The 19,211-nt window shown below is 44.5% G+C and carries 19 protein-coding genes and 2 tRNA genes; 11 read left to right on the plus strand and 10 right to left on the minus strand.

What is annotated here, in order from left to right; all coding sequences use genetic code 11:
• The 6 genes from H6F77_RS12650 to H6F77_RS12675 all read left to right on the plus strand — a co-directional run.
• On the plus strand, positions 1-770 hold a 770-nt coding region (locus H6F77_RS12650; RefSeq protein ID WP_206753459.1), incomplete at its 5' end, for a L,D-transpeptidase.
• Positions 771-978: 208 nt separating this feature from the next.
• Positions 979-2,718, plus strand: coding sequence for an ABC transporter ATP-binding protein/permease (locus H6F77_RS12655; RefSeq protein ID WP_190488999.1), 1,740 nt, complete (start codon positions 979-981; stop codon positions 2,716-2,718).
• A gap of 174 nt (positions 2,719-2,892) precedes the next feature.
• Positions 2,893-3,174: a hypothetical protein gene (locus H6F77_RS12660; RefSeq protein ID WP_190489001.1), complete on the plus strand. Its 282-nt coding sequence runs from the start codon at positions 2,893-2,895 to the stop codon at positions 3,172-3,174.
• Between the two features lie 124 nt (positions 3,175-3,298).
• Entirely contained in the window at positions 3,299-3,559 is a 261-nt protein-coding gene (locus H6F77_RS12665; RefSeq protein WP_190489003.1) for a Precorrin-3B methylase, read from the plus strand.
• A gap of 290 nt (positions 3,560-3,849) precedes the next feature.
• On the plus strand, positions 3,850-5,097 hold the full coding sequence (locus H6F77_RS12670; protein ID WP_190489005.1) for a hypothetical protein: 1,248 nt from the start codon (positions 3,850-3,852) through the stop codon (positions 5,095-5,097).
• Complete coding sequence (locus H6F77_RS12675; RefSeq protein ID WP_190489007.1) at positions 5,098-6,186, plus strand: hypothetical protein; 1,089 nt, start codon at positions 5,098-5,100, stop codon at positions 6,184-6,186.
• 28 nt (positions 6,187-6,214) lie between these two features.
• On the opposite strand, the gene H6F77_RS12680 is transcribed toward H6F77_RS12675, so the two are convergent.
• From H6F77_RS12680 to H6F77_RS12700, 5 genes are all read right to left on the minus strand, one after another.
• Complete coding sequence (locus H6F77_RS12680) at positions 6,215-6,880, minus strand: SDR family oxidoreductase (RefSeq protein ID WP_190489009.1); 666 nt, start codon at positions 6,878-6,880, stop codon at positions 6,215-6,217.
• Between the two features lie 285 nt (positions 6,881-7,165).
• Positions 7,166-7,237, minus strand: a tRNA-Val gene (locus tag H6F77_RS12685).
• A 56-nt stretch (positions 7,238-7,293) separates the two neighbouring features.
• Positions 7,294-8,025, minus strand: a complete 732-nt coding sequence (radC, locus tag H6F77_RS12690) for a RadC family protein (RefSeq protein ID WP_190489105.1) — start codon at positions 8,023-8,025, stop codon at positions 7,294-7,296.
• A gap of 118 nt (positions 8,026-8,143) precedes the next feature.
• Positions 8,144-9,205 (minus strand): phosphoribulokinase, encoded by a 1,062-nt coding sequence (locus H6F77_RS12695; RefSeq protein WP_375335936.1) that lies wholly within the window; start codon positions 9,203-9,205, stop codon positions 8,144-8,146.
• Positions 9,206-9,699: 494 nt separating this feature from the next.
• A complete protein-coding gene (locus H6F77_RS12700; RefSeq protein ID WP_190489011.1) occupies positions 9,700-10,140 on the minus strand; it encodes a hypothetical protein in 441 nt (146 codons plus the stop codon).
• 143 nt (positions 10,141-10,283) lie between these two features.
• On the opposite strand from H6F77_RS12700, the gene H6F77_RS12705 reads away from it, so the two are divergent.
• Complete coding sequence (locus H6F77_RS12705; RefSeq protein WP_190489013.1) at positions 10,284-10,466, plus strand: hypothetical protein; 183 nt, start codon at positions 10,284-10,286, stop codon at positions 10,464-10,466.
• 45 nt (positions 10,467-10,511) lie between these two features.
• Here H6F77_RS12705 and H6F77_RS12710 read toward each other — a convergent pair.
• Positions 10,512-10,583: transfer RNA gene (locus H6F77_RS12710), tRNA-Val, on the minus strand.
• Positions 10,584-10,681: 98 nt separating this feature from the next.
• Between H6F77_RS12710 and H6F77_RS12715 the strand changes: the two genes are divergently transcribed.
• Positions 10,682-11,305 (plus strand): metal-binding protein, encoded by a 624-nt coding sequence (locus H6F77_RS12715; RefSeq protein WP_190489015.1) that lies wholly within the window; start codon positions 10,682-10,684, stop codon positions 11,303-11,305.
• Positions 11,306-11,481: 176 nt separating this feature from the next.
• Positions 11,482-12,336, plus strand: coding sequence for a nucleoside triphosphate pyrophosphohydrolase (gene mazG / locus H6F77_RS12720; RefSeq protein WP_190489017.1), 855 nt, complete (start codon positions 11,482-11,484; stop codon positions 12,334-12,336).
• A 66-nt stretch (positions 12,337-12,402) separates the two neighbouring features.
• On the opposite strand, the gene H6F77_RS12725 is transcribed toward mazG, so the two are convergent.
• A complete protein-coding gene (locus H6F77_RS12725; RefSeq protein WP_190489018.1) occupies positions 12,403-12,636 on the minus strand; it encodes a hypothetical protein in 234 nt (77 codons plus the stop codon).
• A gap of 173 nt (positions 12,637-12,809) precedes the next feature.
• Between H6F77_RS12725 and H6F77_RS12730 the strand changes: the two genes are divergently transcribed.
• Together H6F77_RS12730 and H6F77_RS28715 are read left to right on the plus strand one after the other, a co-directional pair.
• On the plus strand, positions 12,810-12,947 hold the full coding sequence (locus H6F77_RS12730; RefSeq protein WP_190489020.1) for a hypothetical protein: 138 nt from the start codon (positions 12,810-12,812) through the stop codon (positions 12,945-12,947).
• Between the two features lie 645 nt (positions 12,948-13,592).
• On the plus strand, positions 13,593-15,143 hold the full coding sequence (locus tag H6F77_RS28715; protein WP_190489021.1) for a choice-of-anchor Q domain-containing protein: 1,551 nt from the start codon (positions 13,593-13,595) through the stop codon (positions 15,141-15,143).
• 344 nt (positions 15,144-15,487) lie between these two features.
• Here the strand turns inward: H6F77_RS28715 and H6F77_RS12740 are convergent, their stop codons facing one another.
• From H6F77_RS12740 to alaS, 3 genes are all read right to left on the minus strand, one after another.
• A complete protein-coding gene (locus tag H6F77_RS12740; protein ID WP_190489022.1) occupies positions 15,488-16,015 on the minus strand; it encodes a hypothetical protein in 528 nt (175 codons plus the stop codon).
• A gap of 186 nt (positions 16,016-16,201) precedes the next feature.
• Positions 16,202-16,432: a hypothetical protein gene (locus H6F77_RS12745; RefSeq protein WP_242022124.1), complete on the minus strand. Its 231-nt coding sequence runs from the start codon at positions 16,430-16,432 to the stop codon at positions 16,202-16,204.
• A gap of 125 nt (positions 16,433-16,557) precedes the next feature.
• Complete coding sequence (alaS, locus tag H6F77_RS12750; RefSeq protein WP_190489024.1) at positions 16,558-19,200, minus strand: alanine--tRNA ligase; 2,643 nt, start codon at positions 19,198-19,200, stop codon at positions 16,558-16,560.
• Between the last annotated feature and the right edge of the window lie 11 nt (positions 19,201-19,211).

Below are 19,211 nucleotides of genomic sequence, written 5' to 3' on the forward strand. Positions count from 1 at the left end.
AGCAAGCCCCAGTTAGGTTAGTTGTGTTTACAACATCTCGTCTCATCTCAAACTGGCTCTTAGTTGCACTACCAATAGCCCTATGCGCTTGTACATCATCTGATGCTGTCGTTTCAACTCCAAAAAACGTAATTGAAGCCAAGCCACAATCCTTGCCACCATCCGTAAATAATGCTCACAAACTCAACAGCATTCAAGAAGAACGTTACTCGCTTCTCATTCATCGAGTAGACAAGCGCTTAGAGGTACTCAATAACCAAAGCGTTCCAATTTACAAGGCAAGTATTGGTATTGGTAAGGGCGGACTCAAAGACAAACAAAACATGAATGACTTTGTTACTCCCACAGGCGAGATGAGCGTAGACTTGATTCTCTACAAAAAATCTGAGTACAACCAGATTTCCCAAGATAACGTTAAGCGTTTTATCAAAGTTACTCAGTATCGCAACTTAGTTAACCCTCAGCAAGGATTAGCTCAGCTATTCAAGAACATGAGTTCTCTTGACTTTGATGGGAACGGTAGCCCAGACAGTGCCTATGGAAATGGCTATATCGGACTCACTTCAACGACAAGCATCACGGGTCCTAAAATGAGTACATTTCAGGGAACGCCCTACTGGTTCTCAATCGCACTTCATGGTACACCCAATCCGGAGAACATTGGTCAAGCTAACTCAGGTGGCTGCATCCATCTCGACTCAAACACTTTGCAGCAGTTGATTGAGAAGGGTTGGGTGAAGTTAGGTACCAAAGTAACGGTTGTTGATTAATGTATTGACGTGGTTGTGTTTTCTGCGATCGCGGTAATGCTCTTTATTCCCAAATCAATCTCATACTCTGGAATACTTACGGTATTAGAAATTTGTAGCATAATTTAACAATTGCCCAGAGGTGAGCCAGATCAGTATTTGAGCAAATTTTGCTCTAGTTCACCTTTACTGATTATCGCCTGGCAGATTGAGTAAGGAAAATAAGCCGATGGATCGATTGAACTTCAACGTACTCCAGCAGTTCTGGAAGATCGCCAAATCCTACTGGTCAGGCGATGAGAAATGGCAAGCCAGAGGGTTATTGCTGGGAGTCGTGCTGTTACTGCTGGCGTATACGGGATTGAGTGTAGTTCTCAACAACAAGCGAGGGGTGCTGATTTCAGCCCTCTCAGCCCGTGATGAGCCACGCTTCTGGGAAACTGTCATCATTTTCATCGCTGTGCTGGTGATTTATGCACCATTGCTCGCAGGTTATACCTATCTGCGCGATCGCCTCAGTTTGCAATGGCGGAAATGGCTGACTCATCGGTTTGTGGATAACTACTTTCGCGATCGCGCCTATTACAATCTGCATATCTCAGGCACTGAAATCGATAACCCAGATCAGCGGATTGCCGAAGATGTTAGGAGTTTTACCCAGGAATCCCTCACTTTTTTGCTGCGGTTGGTGGAGTCGGTGCTGTCAACCATTGCCTTTAGTAGCGTACTATGGGGAATTTCTAAACCGCTGGTATTGTTTCTAGTACTGTATGCCCTAGTTGGAACGCTGGTTACAACCGTTGTATTTGGTAAGCCGCTGGTTCGACTGAACTTTGAACAACTCAAGAAGGAAGCAAATCTCCGCTTTAGCCTGGTGCGAATTCGGGAGAATGCGGAAGCGATCGCGTTTTACCAGGGGGAAGAACGGGAGTCAAACCAAGTCAAACAGCGGTTTCTCGATATCTTTGAGAATGTCAAACGGCTGCTGGTTTGGGAATTGAACTTAAATATTGTGACGAACGCTTATGAGTTCATCCCTTTCATCTTGCCTGCTTTAGTGGTTGCACCCGCAATTTTTGCAGGAGAAATGGAGGTAGGTAAAGTTTCTGAAGCGCAAGGCGCTTTTGTCCGCGTCTTCTTCTCGCTCAATGTTGTGGTTGCTCGTTTCCAGCAATTAACCACATTTGGCGCTGGAATTAATCGTCTCTATACCTTTGCAGAGTTTTTAGAACAGACAGAGGCAACCCAGGTATCTGAAGAGCAACCAAAAATTCAGACAATTGAAGCAGATCGACTGGCAGTCGAACATCTGAGCCTGCAAACTCCCAACTATCAACGCACATTAGTAGAAGATTTGTCGATAGAGTTACCTGCGGGACAGGGACTTTTGGTGATGGGACCGAGTGGTTGCGGCAAGAGTTCGCTACTAAGAGCGATCGCGGGTTTATGGGATTCTGGTACAGGAACCATTGTTCGTCCTGAATCCGACGAGATCCTATTTTTGCCCCAACGTCCTTACATGGTGCTGGGTACTCTGCGCGATCAATTGCTCTATCCCAATACGCACCTTGAGGTTGACGACGAACACTTAAAGCAAGTTCTCGAACAGGTGAATTTAGCGGGACTGGATGAACGCTTTGGTGGCTTTGATGCCGACCAGGATTGGGCAGATGTCCTCTCGTTGGGCGAACAACAACGGCTGACCTTCGCTCGGTTGCTGCTGAACAAACCGAACTACGCCATCCTAGACGAAGCAACCAGCGCCCTGGATTTGGATAACGAGGAACGGTTGTATCAACATTTGCAGGCGAAAGGGACTACTTTTTTAAGTGTGGGACATCGCTCTACGTTGGCGAATTACCATCAGTCTTTGCTGGAACTCTCCCAAGATAAGACGTGGCAGATTAAACAACCTCTGGCTATTGTTGAAGAACAACCGGAGTTGTTTGAACTTCCATCGACTACCTAATATTGTGGGGTGCGCGACGGAAGCCTCCCATTTTTGCAAAAATACCTGACCCTGGTAAATAGCCAATTCAATGGAGGGTGGCAAGCACAAGCCCAACCACAACCCAATTTATGACCATAGACAAATCAAATCTAAGGTTTAAATCCAGTGCAGTTCGCTAAAGTTTAAAAAGATATGAATAGTATTGATGGAGAACCCAAATCCCAAATGAAACCTTTGTGGACTAAATCTTTTAGTGCTTTTTGCTTGGGTCTGCTTGTGATGTTCGCAGGTAATATCGTTCTGGTTGGTTGTGGTGAAGCCGCTAAAAATTCCGAACCTGTAAAAGAATCGGAGAAAGAATCCGAGAAGGTTAATAAAGCTGATGATGACGATGACGAGCGCCAAGAAAAAAATCGATCCTCCGATAAAGATGACGATGACGATGAGGAGAAGGATGGAGAAGATAAGGATTAGCAGTGGCGATTCACCTAGCACGATCGCTTTATAGCCGCAGCCAGCGATTCGCGTGTACTCCGACAACGAATTGCTGGTTCCTTTATTACTCAATATTCTCACCGTAAGGCGTTCTGATTGAAGTATGGCAAAGCAGGAAAATCCCCTCACGGGAGAAGCACTCATTAAGGAAGTCTGTCGGCGGATTCGGGTTGCCCGTAGCTACTGGGATGCTCATAATAATGCTGCTTGTCGGGGAGAGCGCGATCGCGCTTTAGCTCTTTACAATACGCTGACCAAAGAACAAAAAGATCGGATTCCGCAGCAGTTGCGCGTGTGGCTTCGCTACCGCAGTGAGAAATACTTTGGCCCACATCGAACGCCACCCAAGTCGAAACGAAAGTAGAAATAGTACTTTCCTTGGGTTGCGAGGAAGCTGCAATCCTGCTTTGCGTGACATACCTGTTTGCCTGCTTTTGATATCAAGACGCTTTTTCTAGTCGGTTTGCTGGTTGTACGGTGTTTGAGTAGGGCGAGTGCCATAGCGTCCCAAGCCGCGTGCGTCTGCACCACCCGTCTTTGTCGCAAACAAAAATATAAATATGTAATATGATAACAGTCCTACTATAGCTTGAATAGAGTTATTGGGTAATATAAATTGCATAGTGTTTTATCATTTAAGCTCAAGGAGGCTAAGTGGAACAAAAAAATGCTGCATTACGCGCACAAGACTTTCATGAAGCTCTTAAAGAAACTACTACCTTTGGACCAGCAGAAGTTTATTTTGAGAACACATTGTTAATAGGCAAAGCTGCAACCTTAGCAATGCACTTTAAAGGATTATTGTATATTGACGATATCAACAGTCTTAAATATGCGGCAGCAGAACTTGGTATAAGAGGGCTAGAGATACAAGCTGTATTACGTCAGCTTGAAATTGTTGATTTTATCCGAGTAATTGGCTCGATTGATGATATAAAACGCATTGATATTCGCGTACCTGAATTTAGAGATGGCTATGAAGAACTTAGTATCCAATGGAGTAACTTAAACCCTACCGAAACAGAGCAGGCTGGAGTTTTGGCCTTAAACAACTTGTTAACTCTACCTATGAAGGAGAGTGAGTTTGCGTGCTTAGGTTTGGATTCAAAAGATTTAGCAATTCTCAAAGATATAATGGCAGCTGGTCAACTAATTAAGACCCAAGCTGTATCGGGCGAAAAACTAATTTATTCACCTCTAGCCGTTGACGCTAATCCTCTCGCGTATTTGCAGTGGACAAATAAACATTCAGACAAAGTTGCAGACCTGATCAAAGTATTAACAAACCACCAAGGATTACCATTGTCTTCTCCTCTCATTTCTAGTAATAAAGTAATAGAAGATGCAATTTTAACTGGTGTGCTAATGCCAGTTGAAATTCAAGGCGCAACTGGTAAAAACCAATTTATCTTTGCGCCAAAGGGAGGGCTATTACCGGAAGAGAGGATTATTATGGATAAAGCTCGTTCCATCCTTGCCAGTGTTAGATACGGTCAGAACTTTGCTGCTGGTCGCCCTATTAAGTATCCAAGAGCAATTTTGCAAAAACTAAGGGATAACAAACGTTTCAAAAGTGGTCATCCAGATTTATATACACAATACAGTCTTTTAGCAGAAAAGCTGATCGGTAAGCCCATACAAGAAGGATTTGGATGGAATTTTGAAATTATTGATACTCCAGAGAATATGAAGGCTCTAGATGTAGCTATAGATATGCTCGAAATAGGAGAGTCTCCTACAGCCCAGATTAATTTAGAAGCTCAAAAAGCGCTCATAGGCACTCATGGCTATCTTGGGCCGACTTCTGCTAGACCACGTTTAGCATCAACTATACAAGGCTCTGCTGAAACCAGAGCAGATATTATTCAAAAAATGACTCAACTAGCACGAGGGGTTTTATAAATGTCTCAACCAATTGATGCAGATCTTAACTTTAAGCTTCGCTTCAAACGAATACTATTCCTTATGGGTTACTACTCGCCTATTGAGGTTATGTTGAGTCAATATCATGATGATAATAAGGGAGCGCCAAAGCGAAGCGATGTAACAGACTTAGATGTTTTAGGAATTAAATATGATGCTGTTTTAAATTCTCATAAAATTATTTGTGACTGTAAAACGGGAAGGAAGGTATCTGATGTTAATCGTTTATTTTGGCTGCGAGGTGTTTGCGATTACTTTGGAGCTAATTTAGGTTATTTTTTACGAACTAAAGTTGATAATCATGCCAGAGCTATCGCTCCTAAATTGGGGCTAAGAGTTATCGACGAACGTGAATTAAGGGCTTTAGAAAAAAGTCTTAATGTTGACGAGCTTGTTTTGCCAATTACTGACATTGAATTTTATAGCAATCGCAACCAACTATGGGGAATTAATGTTCTTAAAGGAAGCCGACCTACTCCAGAAGAGATTCAAATAAAAGAAGTTTATTCTTATCTTTCATATTTGTATTGGTTTTTTGATTCTCACAGAAATCTTTTTAATTTAATTGAGCGTTTTCAAAAAGTTTCACACCTTTTGCGAAGTAGTAATCCGCGAGATGTTCTGCTAGCCTATACAGGATTAGAAAGATTCGCTCACTGCCTTCTTGAAATGGGAAGCTATATTTATTCACGGGGATTATCTGAAGTCCAAAGTAATGCACGAATTTATTTATATGGTGGGGTTATGGGTCTTCGGGAAAGAGAAAAATTTTTCGATTTGCTTCATCAATTTACAAATACTAACGAAAGCCTAGATCCGATTTACCTTCAGGATATATTGGAAGTAACTAATCAAATGTTACATCATCCTCAATCAGGATCTCAGGTTCTTCCATATTTAGAGGCTATCTATAGTTGGTGTGTACAATTGGGTAATAACGATCTTCAGCCAGTTTTAAATGGGAAAGTTGAAACTGGTGTAATTGTTATTACTAGAAATATGTGTATAAGTTTTTGTCGGGCTACAGGACTTGAAGAGAATCTCTTTTCAGCTCTTTTTGCTTTATAAAAAATTTATTTTAATCAGGCACAGGGACCTACCAAGGCAGCACTTCTCCATTAGCGTGCCAAAAAGTACCTGTATTCTCCAGCGTCAACTCATCAATGCGAGCCAACAACCCCTTCACAGACTCTTCCGGCGTAATGCCACCAGATGTAAAATTCGTCATGCGGGTTTGAACTAACCCTGGATGCAGAATAGCGATGGCGATCGCACGCGATTTGAGATCGAGTGATAGCGACTTTCCAGCCATCGACAACGCTACTTTAGACATCCGGTAGCCATAGGAACTGCCAGAGGTATTATCTGCAATTGACCCCATCCGACTCGTCATCAGCGCAATCTTGGAGCCTGCTTTGAGGAGTGGCAATAGGGCGTGAGTCACTCGTAAAGGCCCCAAAGCATTAACCTCAAACTGCTCTCGAATGCTCTCAAAATCCAAGTCTTCCAGCGTGACGCGCTTGATAATTCCAGCATTATTAATCAGAACATCAATCGCAGTATCGCCCAGGCGATCGCACAAATCTTCAACCGAAGCATCAGAGGTAATATCAATTCCCTCCTCAACCTGTACCCCTAGCCGCTTCAATTCCTCAGAAGCACTGCGACAAACCGCGATCGCGCGATCGCCCCTTGCTTGCAATTGACGGCAGTATTCGTAACCAATACCGCGATTAGCACCCGTAACCAAATAAGTCGCCATGCGAACTCCAACGTCTTAATTAGAGAGACATCCCTAGAAACCACTCATAGCCTATCTGAAACTGTCGCTTACCATCCGGTAAACAAAACCATATCTGTGTTGATTGCTCTGGCCAATTCCTTCAACGCGATGTGACAACCAAAAGCACAGCGCGATCGCGTGAAGCGGGAATGCCTGAAAATGTATGTAAATGATATCGATGAAGTTAAGTCTTTTAGAGATACTAAAATACTAACAACCTACATTATTGTAAGTTTCAGCCAATATCAAAGAGTTTGATGAAAATGGGCGATACAGGATTTGAACCTGTGACCCCTTCCGTGTGAAGGAAGTGCGCTACCACTGTGCTAATCGCCCAAGGAATCTTAATATAACACAGCATAAGGGGAATTCACAAGCACCCGCTAACTTGCCTAATCGCCCTGCGGATATTCTTCCCATAAACCTGTTATTTGCCTCAAACTCTGGTAATCTCCATTCCCCAATATCAAATGATCTAATAGAGGTATGTTCAATACTTGCGCCGCCTCTAACAACTGCTTTGTCAAAGCTATATCTTCCTGGCTCGGTTCGACGCTTCCAGATGGATGATTGTGAGCGATAATTATTCGAGTTGCACTCTGCCTAATCGCCTCCCGAAATATCTCGCGGGGATGCGCTAATGTCTCTGTTGCCGTGCCAATCGTAATTACTTGACTGGCTATTAATTGATTTTTCACATCCAACATCACAATTGCAAATCGTTCTTGTTTTTGCCACATTAATTCGTGACTCAGCGCCGCCGCTGCTGATTGCGGACTATCTATTATCGCGCGATCGCCTGGACGGGATAAAAATGCGCGTTTTCCTAATTCAATGGCTGCAATTATTGTCGTTGCTTTTGCTGGCCCTACGCCATGAATTTTAGTCAACTCCTGCACGCTAATATCCCTTAACACTTCTAACGGATCGCGCTGGTGCTGACTTAATTGCTGTAATATATATTGCCCCAACCCCACAGCCGATAGTTTCCCAGGCCCTTGTCCCGTCCCCAGCAGAATCGCAATTAATTCCGCCGTTGCTAAATTTTTTGCCCCTTGAGCCATTAAGCGTTCGCGGGGACGTTCGCTAAGGGGTATATCTGCAATTCTCAGGCTGTAGGTCATGGATGCACGGGGAAAGACTATATTTAGTTTTCCCGAAAAATCCTGCCAGAGTTGCGATCGCTCCCACTTTTTGTTGTGAGGCGATGTCGGAACGCTTATTGAGCGATCGCAAGGATAATTATCCCAAACTAGCTGTTGCAACTGGGGTGCTTTCAGCAGCAGCTTTGAGCATGTGATATGCAACTAATAGCTGAGTCAGCGCTAGCGGGTAACTCTGGATCGATTCCCCAGTTGTACCTGTCAGCTTGCCTATGTCTGGATTCCCTTCCCGACTGCAAAAAGGCAGTAAGTCTGGGACTTCGTGACATAAAATCCGCTCCACCTGCACAACCTGTTCGTTAGTGGCATGACCGTCAACTTCCAGTATATCAACTGGCTTGCTCATATCCCTGTCTAATTCCAGGCGTATGGCTGCTTTGGAATTAGTAGTGCTTGCGCTCAAAATCCTGGTCATGTCTGGATGCGGGATTGTCGGTCTGAGTATCAAGCGCACGTTCAGGTGTGAATTTGCCTCCTCAGATACATCGTCAGACGGGTAGAAAGTCACCACTATATCCGACCACTGACGCTGGGGACGGATGTACTGCTCTGAGTCTGATTCTCGCTTTTGTAGTTCAGCGATTACCTGTTCCTTGGTGTAGCCGCGCTTCATTGTATCGCGCTTAATTTTCCACTCTGCCCGTAATTCTTCAGGGGGTGCTAAGTAAACTTTTGCGTCGTAGTAGTCGCGTACCCCTTTCGTTGAATAACCCAACAATCCCTCAAGTATCACATATCGGCTCGGCTTGATATATTCTGGCGGATCGAACGCTCCGGTGTCGTGATTGTAGATTGGCTTGAGGATTGGTTCTCCGCTTCGCAGCAGAGACAGGTGCTGCTGCATTATGTCGAGGTAATTGCAGTCAGGGTGCAGCGCGGTGATCCCCATCTCGGCACGCTGCTTGCGGTCGTAGCGGTGATAATCATCCGTACAGATGACGGTGACATTTTCTGGACCCAATACCTGAGCAATTCCCCGCGTCAGTGTAGTTTTACCAGCGGCACTGTCACCGACAATGCCAAGAATTATGGGACGATGGCTCATGCTTTCTCCGGGACAAGGGCAATAGGAGTGTAAATTCTGAATTGGTCTAATTCTAGGAGGGATCGCGATCGCAAGCAATGTTGCTTCCCAACTCACATTTGCACCTTAGCCATCAAATTCCATATAAAAATAGTTCCTTCTAGCAGATATGCGCTGGATTTCTTATACTTACAATTAAAATTAATATTTATGCTTGCATTGAGAAATTAAATCACGTAAAGACAAAATAATGTCATCGACCAAAATATTTGTGGTATCGGTAATAGAGAGATTTGATAATGTTCAATCGGCTAAGTAACAGTGACCAAATCGCTGGGCTGACCTAGACACAACAGCAACCAGGTACGGCAGCTTGACCATATATCATGTCGATGTGTTGCTGGTAGATAAGAGCCAATCATTTAATAAAAATTGGGGCACAGTGAGGTTTTGCCCCTAAAGTCGGAATAATCAATCCTTCAAAAAAGGGATTGTTGCGCGTTGGTTTAAAACACTGTAACAAGCGAATCAATGTACAGTGGTTCTTCAAATTAAAGCAAATGCTATGAAGTAAACCATGTACATTGACCTATGCAACTTGTATCTATTGACTACTTGCTAACTGCATCCTTGATGCCATCAATAGTTTTTTGAACAACATTCTTTGTGTTATCTACTGCTTTCTGAGTCCGAGCAGAGTCTTCTGATGCTCTCTTTTGAATTAGCTGTGCATCGTCTTTAGCTCTGCGCTCAAATAAATTACCCTCTCCATCCGTTGCGTCCTCAACGCGCTCTGCATTTTTATTTGCAGTTTCCTTAACTTTTTCCTCGGTATCTCGGATAAAGTTCTTGGTTCGTCCAGTATCTTCACTAACTTTGCCTTTAGCTGCGTCTGCTGATGCGATGAAGGTTACAGTGGGAGCAGCTATTGCTTCAGTGTTCGAGAAAAATGGGGTCTGCCAAATGAAGGCGATCGCTGATACACAAAACAAAGTTGTAGCGAACAAGCGTCCTACAATCGAAAGTGGTTTTGCAAAATAATTCAGTTTCATAGAATACTATCTTCCTGAGATTTAGTATCTATTTTTACTTGATATAGCTCATCGCCTCAATCGCTCCCTAGATAGAGCTTCTCCCGTCATAAGTTGTAGAATCTTCTGAAAAATTAGCTCAAATCCTTCTCATCGGCTGATTTGTGCTGCTACAGAGCTGGTTCAACCGCGATCGCTCCAAAAATGACACAACGGACATCACCGAGCGATCGCTTACACGGCCAAACTCGTGCCACAATCCACTAACTCAAGCAATTGTTGCTGAAAAACTGACACCAACCTCAAGGGTTTCCCTATCTTCTAGCAATTTGACTAAACGACATTAATAGGTCGTCACAGACATACAATTACTCACCGTATAACAAAGTCTATGGGCGATACTGGATTCGAACCAGTAACATCCTGCTTGTAAGGCAGGCGCTCTACCGTTGAGCTAATCGCCCTCATTTCCCGCACAAGAATTCATATTAGCATATTATTCCGTTCCAGGCTAATATTTTTTAAATTCCGCTGCTGGTGGCAGTAATCGCAATTTACACATGTGCCTTCTGGTCGAACTCACGATCGCATAACCCTCTGGAGCTTGCCTGTTGTGGCTGGCCTCACTTTGGGCTTTACCCAGAGTAGCAAGTTTACTTTGTTAGTTGCCAGTGGTTTTCTCTTCAGCGGGCTGATGTTTGGCCCGGATTTGGATCTCAACTCGCTACCCTACAAGCGTTGGGGGTTTTTGCGCTGGATATGGCTTCCCTACCAAAAAACTCTACGCCACAGGTCGATTTGGTCTCACGGGCTAGTTATTGGCACCACGATCAGGGTAGTTTATTTACTCGGTTGCGTGGCGATCGCGCTGTTGCTGGCTTTTGATATTTGCGAGTTGTTGGGGTTTGTAGATGGGTGGAGTTGGAGCTTGCTTGCAGGTGAAGTAAAGCGATCGCTGTTTTCCCACCCCCTAGAATGGATATCCCTGTTTACTGGTCTGGAACTCGGCTCAATGAGCCACTATTTAAGCGACTGGGGTGGCTCAAGCTATAAACGTTTTAAAGCTGGCGGTATTGCTGCGGTGATGCCTAAACTACCTAAAACTAAAAAACGCAAGCGCAAACCCAGCAAGCCTATTCTCAAGAAACGCAGCACCAAGACGCCAAAGACGCGGAAGAAAGAGTGAAAGATTGGCACAAACCACGCGATCGCGTTATGCCAGTTTTCATATGCAACCTCGCGGCACGGGTGGAATGAACCCAGAGCCTGGGTAATGTGGTATCGTATCTATGATTGTGCGGTTTGGGTTGTATAAATCCCTATCAGGGATTGAAAGATTAAGCAGTTTCCCTAGTTTTACCCATGTCGAACTTCCAGGAACCGACTCAGACAGCGCCTCAAGCTTCTTCAGTGCAAGCATTGCAACAGTTGATTGAGGTAGTTGCCCAGTTGCGATCGCCTAATGGTGGTTGTCCTTGGGATCTAGCTCAAACGCCGCAAACGCTTATTCCCTATGTTATTGAAGAAGCTTATGAGGTAGTGGATGCTATTCGCAAGGGCGATAGAGATGCGATCGCTGAAGAACTCGGAGATTTACTCTTACAGGTGGTGTTGCAAGCGCAGATTGCCAGCGAAGTAGGTCAATTTAGCATGACTGAAGTTGCTGAAGGTATTACCCAAAAGCTCATCCGCCGTCATCCTCACGTATTTGGAGATGTTCAGGTTGAAAGCGTTGATGAAGTCCACCAAAATTGGGAGCAAATTAAAGCCGCTGAGAAAGGAGAAACCACCCAAGAGGCTCAGTTGCTTAGCAGCAAATTAAGTCGCTATTCCACTACACTGCCGCCATTAATGGCTGGAATGAAGATATCACAAAAAGCTGCCGCCGCCGGATTTGAATGGGAAAATGTTGAGGGTGTCTGGGCTAAGTTTCGTGAAGAGTTAGCAGAATTCCAAGAGGCACTCCAGCAGGAAGATAAGGCGCACCAAGAGGCAGAACTAGGAGATTTACTGTTTACTGTAATTAATATCGCTCGTTGGTATGACTTAGAGCCTGACTCTGCTCTAGCGGGAACCAACCAGCGCTTTATTGAGCGTCTCAAGAAAATGGAGCAAGTCTGCGATCGCCCCTTATCTGAGTACACGCTAGATGAATTGGAAAATCTCTGGCAACAGGCTAAAGTTCAGCTAGCTCAACAAATCCAGAATTCTCACTGAGCAGGGTCTACTGAGATAGCGGCTAGAATCATTGCAAGATAAAGTCTTCTGCGCGCTACTTTACGCCTAAGCTGCTGCTTCTGAGTCCTGAACGAGCAGGTGATACATTTCCTCTTCCAGCCAGCAATTATCCTCTTCTGTGAGCAATATTCTGGCTTCTCGCCATATCTGGGCTATCTCTGAATCTGTATGCTGCTTTGTCAGTTTCTGGGATAGGTCAGCCAATGCTCTTCCATCAAGCGCGATCGCTATGGAGGCAAGTCTCAAGCTATACCATCTATTTTGTGAAACAGCACTCATCTTTTTTCCTTCCTGGCTTTCTAATACTCAAGGTATCTGGGAGCGAACTGCATTATCTTCCGATAAAATACTGAAATTGCAGAACTTCACGTACTCTTCACATTTCGCTACATAATCCGCTCATAAAGCGCAATTTCGCATTAGCGTCGCCCTTGGCTGTAGGTTTTCTCGCAATGGTAGCATATAGCACAATTGCCCTTTTGCGATCGCACTTTGGACGGGTGAAAAATCTCTGGGAAAAATTTAATCCTGTGAGCAAATACAAAATAGCCATACTGAAACAACTTACCGATCCAGTTGCTAAGCCTTAACCAATATTTTTAAACTTCTTATCTATAACCCTGCTACAAGCAAAGGGCTAAGAATTTACGAGGCTTACAATAAAAATGCAAGCAAAGGAAAATATATCTATGTAAATGCACTTGCCTTGGTAGGTGCATAATTTTTATTTTGTAAAAATTATGCGTGCAAATAATTATTGCTATATCTAATGAAAAATATCAATCATTAAATTAAGCTTTTAGCTTGAGAATACATTTTTTAATACAAGTATTATTACTTAAAAAGTAAGTTAATAAGAATATTGACTGTTACACGCAACAGCTTGTATAGATCGAGCGCCGACCTAGCCACGTAAAGTATTACAGGTTTGGATCAAAGCTAAGAAATGCCAATTTTCATTAAATTTTTTCAGTATTTCCCCCTAAATTTTAGAGTCAGGGAAATATTTTTTATATATAAAAATACAAAATTAAAAACAAAAATATTTTTCGATTTTCCGGACGAGCCGCTAACTAATAGAAGAATAAATTAGCAAATAAATCAGTGTAGTTTTGGGGTTAATCATGGTGTTCCTAACGCTAGCAAAATCCCTGCATTTCTTGGGAAGGCGCTTAGTTAACAGCATTATGATGCCACCAAAACACGAACTATTTTCACCCGTTAAGGAGTATTAAGTGCAGAAATCAACGCTTCTTAAAAACTTGCACGAGCATACTTTCGGTACAAGATTACCCATCTCTTTCATAACTCTACTGGGATTCGGGCTAGCAATAACTGCGACCTCACCAAATGTTGTCCTAGCTGCTGGAACAGTCGGGGATGGAACAGCCGCAAGTTGTACGGAAGCAGCCTTAGCTGCTGCTTTAGCTGGTGGTGGTACAGTAACCTTTAAGTGCGGTTCTACTCCGGTTACTATCCCAATTACTAGCGAGAAAGTAATTTCAGCTAACACCGTGATAGATGGAGGAAACTTAATTTCTATCAGCGGTGGGGGAACGACGAGAGTATTCAAGACAGCAGACAACGGTATTCAATTTACAGTTCAGAATTTGACTATCGCTAACGGCTTTACTGCTGCTCAAGGCGGTGGAATTTACAGCGGATATCGCAGCAAATTAACTGTAATCAACTCCAAATTCAATAACAATGTCTCTACCGATCCTGGGAAGTTCGCTGGCGGTGGTGCCATATTCATTGCTAGTGAGAGTACAGCCAGTGTAGATAGCAGTACATTTACCGGAAACAAAGCGGGTAACGGCGGCGCTATCAACAGCTTACTTAGCGATTTAACTGTTAGCAACACCACTTTTACTGGCAATAAGTCAATAATTACTCTTTCCGGCGGTGGCGGCGGCGCTATTTACCACGATGGAGCTAACGGCGACAACGGAAAGATCGTACTGCGTAATAACAGATTCATCAACAATACTGCTGTTTTTCAGGGTGGTGCATACTTTAGCCAACTCTACAACAACAACACCGCTACTATCGAAAACAGCACCTTTTCTGGCAACACCGTTACAGGAACGGGTACTCAAGGGTTTGGCGCTGCTATGTTTAGCATAGGTGGGACGCTGAGTGGACTGATTGGATTTACTGGACTAGCAAACAACGCTATCGTCAACATAACTAATAGCACGTTTTCTGGTAACAGCGCCAGCAACCAAGGCGGCGCTATTTGGAGCGGTAAAGAAGTGACGCTAAATATTAGCAACACCACCATTTCTGGTAATCGCGCTATGAGTGCTGACGGTCTAACTGGCTTGGGCGGCGGTATTATGAGAACGTCAGGTAAGATCAACTTAACCAACAGCACGATTGCTAACAATTATGCTGGATTCCAAGGCGGGGGTATTGTTGGTGACATTAATGTAACGCTAATAAATACGGTAATCGCCAACAACAAAGCCAACAATGGTGGTAAGGGCTGGAACATAAAAAACAATTGCTTTGACCAAATGACAAATGGCGGCAATAACCTGCAATTTCCCGCCAGAAATATGAACGATCCAAGTGATAAAGACTGCGTAGCGGGAATACAAACAGCCGATCCTAAACTTGGCCCCTTGGGGAATAATGGCGGCTCTACTCAGACTATGCCATTATTAACGGGTAGCGCGGCTATTAACACTGGGAACAGTTCGACTTGCGCTCCTATAGATCAAAGAGGTGTTGCTAGACCAAGCGGCGGTGTGTGTGACATCGGAGCTTTTGAAGCACAATAAATAGTGCATTGCCAAGGTAATACAAAACACCCATAGCTTGCTCTATCCCCTCAAACAAATATTTTTTTTCTTGCTTCTGTTTGGGGGGATATGAGGATAGAATTAGTTGAACTTAGGTAGAGGCGATGCTTCCGTTGATGTAAATAGTGCGTAAGTTTTGAAATAGTTCAGCGGAATTGAATTATTACCTTAATAATCGTGTTGTTGAGTTAACCGAAAAAATCGGGGTTTGCCGGATAGCAGGGTTGTTAAGGGTTTTTTATTGTCACAAGAAGTAATTATTCAATTTTTCACGGTATTCGATTGATAGTTGAAAAATTAGGAATAAAAAATTGAAAATCGCATCATCGGTTTCGGTTCTTCCAAGCCTGGACTGTTAGCGAGTCGGATGGCTTGTGAGCTAGTACTGACTCAAACGCTCCTCGCCCTGGCTGCTTTCCCTGCTCAAATGCAGAACTAAGCAAATTTAGAGCCGATGTGCGGACGAAGGGCGCTTGCTCTTCTAGAACGGAAATCAGAAATGCTGGATTTCTGTGAGCCAGATTTGCGAGTGCGATACTAACTGCTTTGTCATCGCTGCTGTCAGTGATAAAAGCAGATTTTACCAAGCTGATTGCAGCAGCGCGATCGCCCCTTGCTGCGTCGTCTGCTAAACGCTGGATATTTTTTTGCTGTTGCTCGAAACTGCTATCGGTTGAGACACAAGATGCGGCAGTTGGGTTGCCAATTTTGCCCGCAACTGGAGGGCAAACGCTGGCTTGAAGCTTTTGTGTTGAGTCGCCCTCTTGTGCTGACGCGGGCGTTATCAAGGGCAAAGAAGCAAATAAAGCCAGCGTAGATATTATTATCGAAGCCTTGAAGGGAGTTTTCATAGCGATCGCCTCGTAAAGCGTGTTGCGCTTGCTCTGTATACTTCCAACTTACGCTTTGCCTTGGCTTCGAGGCTTCGCCTAGTTGATTCACCCAAGTGGGTGAGTTTCAACTACTCCCCGTGTCATACGTTCAGATACCCGACTTCTTAAACAAGTCGGGTATCTCGCCTTCATTAAACTTCCGCGTCAGGCGTGGCGATTTACTTCTTCTTGTAACCATTCATCTACAGGCTGTCCATCTCGACGACGTAGCTGTATTTCGATATCCATTACCCGATTTGATTTTGGAGGCGCGGGTTTTTTGAGGAAAGTAATGTCATAAGCTGCTGGATCTTCATTGCGTTCCTTCAGCCAATCTTGAACTTTCATCGCTGCGAAGAAAGATTGCCCGTCTTCAAACATGCGGGTAATCTGCATCTGTATTGTGTATGGATTGAGTCTGCCCATAAATTAAGTAGTTTTGTAGAGACACTATTTATTGCGTCTTGAGTTGTTAGTAGGTAAGGTGGGCAGTGCCCACCCTACTTATACGCTGAATGCTACTAGCTTAAAGCTGATTTAAGCTGAGTGCTGGCACTTTCGAGGGCTTCTTTTAACTTAGAGCGATCGCGTCCTCCAGCTTGAGCTAAGTTGGGGCGTCCGCCGCCGCCTCCTCCGCATATTTTAGCGATCGCTCCTATAAATTTCCCTGCCTGCAATCCTTTCTTAACAACTTCTGGGCTAAAAACTGCTACAAAACTCAGCTTGTCAGCTTCAGGAACAGACGCCAGTACTACGGCTGCATTACCCAGTTTTTGCCCTAGCCGTTCCGCTGCTGTCTTGAGGGATTCTGCATCAACTTCTCCCAGTTCTGCAACCAAGATTTTGTAATCGCCAACTGACTCAGCTTGAGATAGCAACTGGTCGGATTTAGCAATAGCTAATTCTGCCTTTAGCGCTTCTAGCTGTTTTTGACTTGTCTTTAGTTCAGTTTGCAAACCAGTGATGCGATCGCTTATTTCTTCTGGCTTGACTTTAAAGCGATCGCTCAGATCTTTTACTACTTTATCCCTTACATTCAAGTATTCCAAAACTGCTGGCCCCGCGATAGCTTCAATCCGTCGCACGCCAGAAGCAACACCAGCCTCAGAAACTATCTTAAACAACCCAATTTCAGCCGTATTGCTAACATGAGTACCGCCGCACAATTCCATCGAAACGCCGCGAACATCCAGCACTCGCACCTCATCACCATATTTTTCACCAAACATAGCGATCGCGCCTTTTGCCTTAGCTTCTGCATACGGCAAAACTTCAGTATGTGCCGTATGCGCTTCCGCAATCCAAATATTAATCTGTTCCTCAATTTGTTGCAACTCAGCGGGAGTTACAGCGCGAGGACAGTTAAAATCAAACCGCAGCCTGTCAAAAGCAACAAGCGAACCAGCTTGAGTAATATCGTCATCTACAAACTTTTTCAAAGCTGCTTGTAACAGGTGAGTTGCAGTGTGGTGCGCTTGGACGCGACGGCGACAAGATTGGTCGATTTGGGCATTAACATTATCCTCTACCCGCAACGTACCGCGTTCGATGCGACCGAAGTGGACAAAGAAATCGGATTCTTTCTTAACATCTTCAACTCGTACTAATACAGACTCGCCAGCTATATAGCCGCGATCGCCTATTTGTCCGCCCGATTCTGCATAGAATGGTGTCTTATCCAAGACAATCTGCACGTAGTCGCCAGCTTCCGCCGCTTCTTGGGATTTGCCATCTAAAAGTATGGCTTCTACAACGCTTTGGCTGGATGGCTGAGTATAGCCGAGAAACTCAGTTACATTGATGTGTTCGGCTAACTTATCGAGAGAACCTTGAACGGTTAAATCGATAGTTTCGTGGGCGGCTTTAGCCCTCGTTTGCTGTTCTTCCATTGCCGCGTTAAAGCCTTCTACATCAACAGTTAATTCCTGTTCTTCAGCAATTTCTTGAGTTAGTTCTAAGGGGAAACCGTAGGTGTCGTAAAGGGTAAAGGCACTTTCACCGTTAATCTGATTTTTGCCTTCCTGTTTCACCCGTTCGATAACTTCTTCGAGTAGTTTCTCGCCACGTTCGAGAGTTTTGAGGAAGCGCGATTCTTCACGTTGCAATTCTGCTTTAATTTGTGCTTCCCGCAAGCGGACGCTAGGATAAGCAGCTTCCGAAAGTGCGATCGCTGTTTCTGCAACTTTAGGCGTAAATTCGCCTTGAATCCCAATCAAACGTCCGTGACGAACAACCCGACGAATTAACCGCCGCAACACATAACCGCGTCCGATATTAGATGCGCGGATTTCATCAGCAATCATGTGGACTACTGACCGGACGTGATCGCCAATTACTTTGAGGGAAATCTTAGTTTTATCGTCGCTATTGTTGTAGTCAATCCCGGCAATTTCCGCAGCGGTTTTGATAATTGGGAAAATTAAGTCTGTTTCGTAGTTATTGGGGACTTTTTGGAGGACTTGCGCCATCCTTTCCAATCCCATCCCCGTGTCGATGTTCTTATTTTGCAGCGGTGTTAGGTTGCCTTCTGCATCGCGGTTGTACTGCATGAACACCAAATTATAAAACTCGATGAACCGCGTACCATCTTCTAAATCGATGTTGTCGTCGCCCCGTTCTGGGTGGAAGTCGTAGTATATTTCTGAGCAGGGGCCGCAGGGGCCAGTGGGGCCAGATGTCCAGAAGTTATCATCTTCTCCCAGTCTTTGAATGCGATGGGCGGGGATGCCAATTTTGTCGCGCCAGATGGCAAAGGCTTCGTCATCTTCCCGGAAGACGCTGACGATAAGACGTTCTGGGGATAAGCCGAAGACTTCTGTGGAGAGTTCCCAACCCCAGGCGATCGCTTGTTCTTTGAAATAATCCCCAAAACTGAAGTTACCCAACATCTCGAAGAATGTGTGGTGACGTGCTGTGCGTCCGACGTTTTCGATGTCGTTGGTGCGGATGCACTTTTGCGATGTGGTAGCGCGGGGAAATTCAGGCGATCGCTGTCCTAAAAATATTGGTTTAAATGGCAGCATCCCAGCGATCGTTAGCAGCACTGTCGGATCTTCTGGCACTAGGGAGGCGCTGGGCAGAATTTGATGTCCGCGCTGGGCGTAGAAGTCGAGGAATTTTTGGCGAATTTCGCTACCGCTAAGGAACTGGGGGGAAGAAGACATGGGTTTCTAGA

It is taken from the genome of Microcoleus sp. FACHB-831, assembly GCF_014695585.1.
Lineage (GTDB): Bacteria > Cyanobacteriota > Cyanobacteriia > Cyanobacteriales > FACHB-T130 > FACHB-831.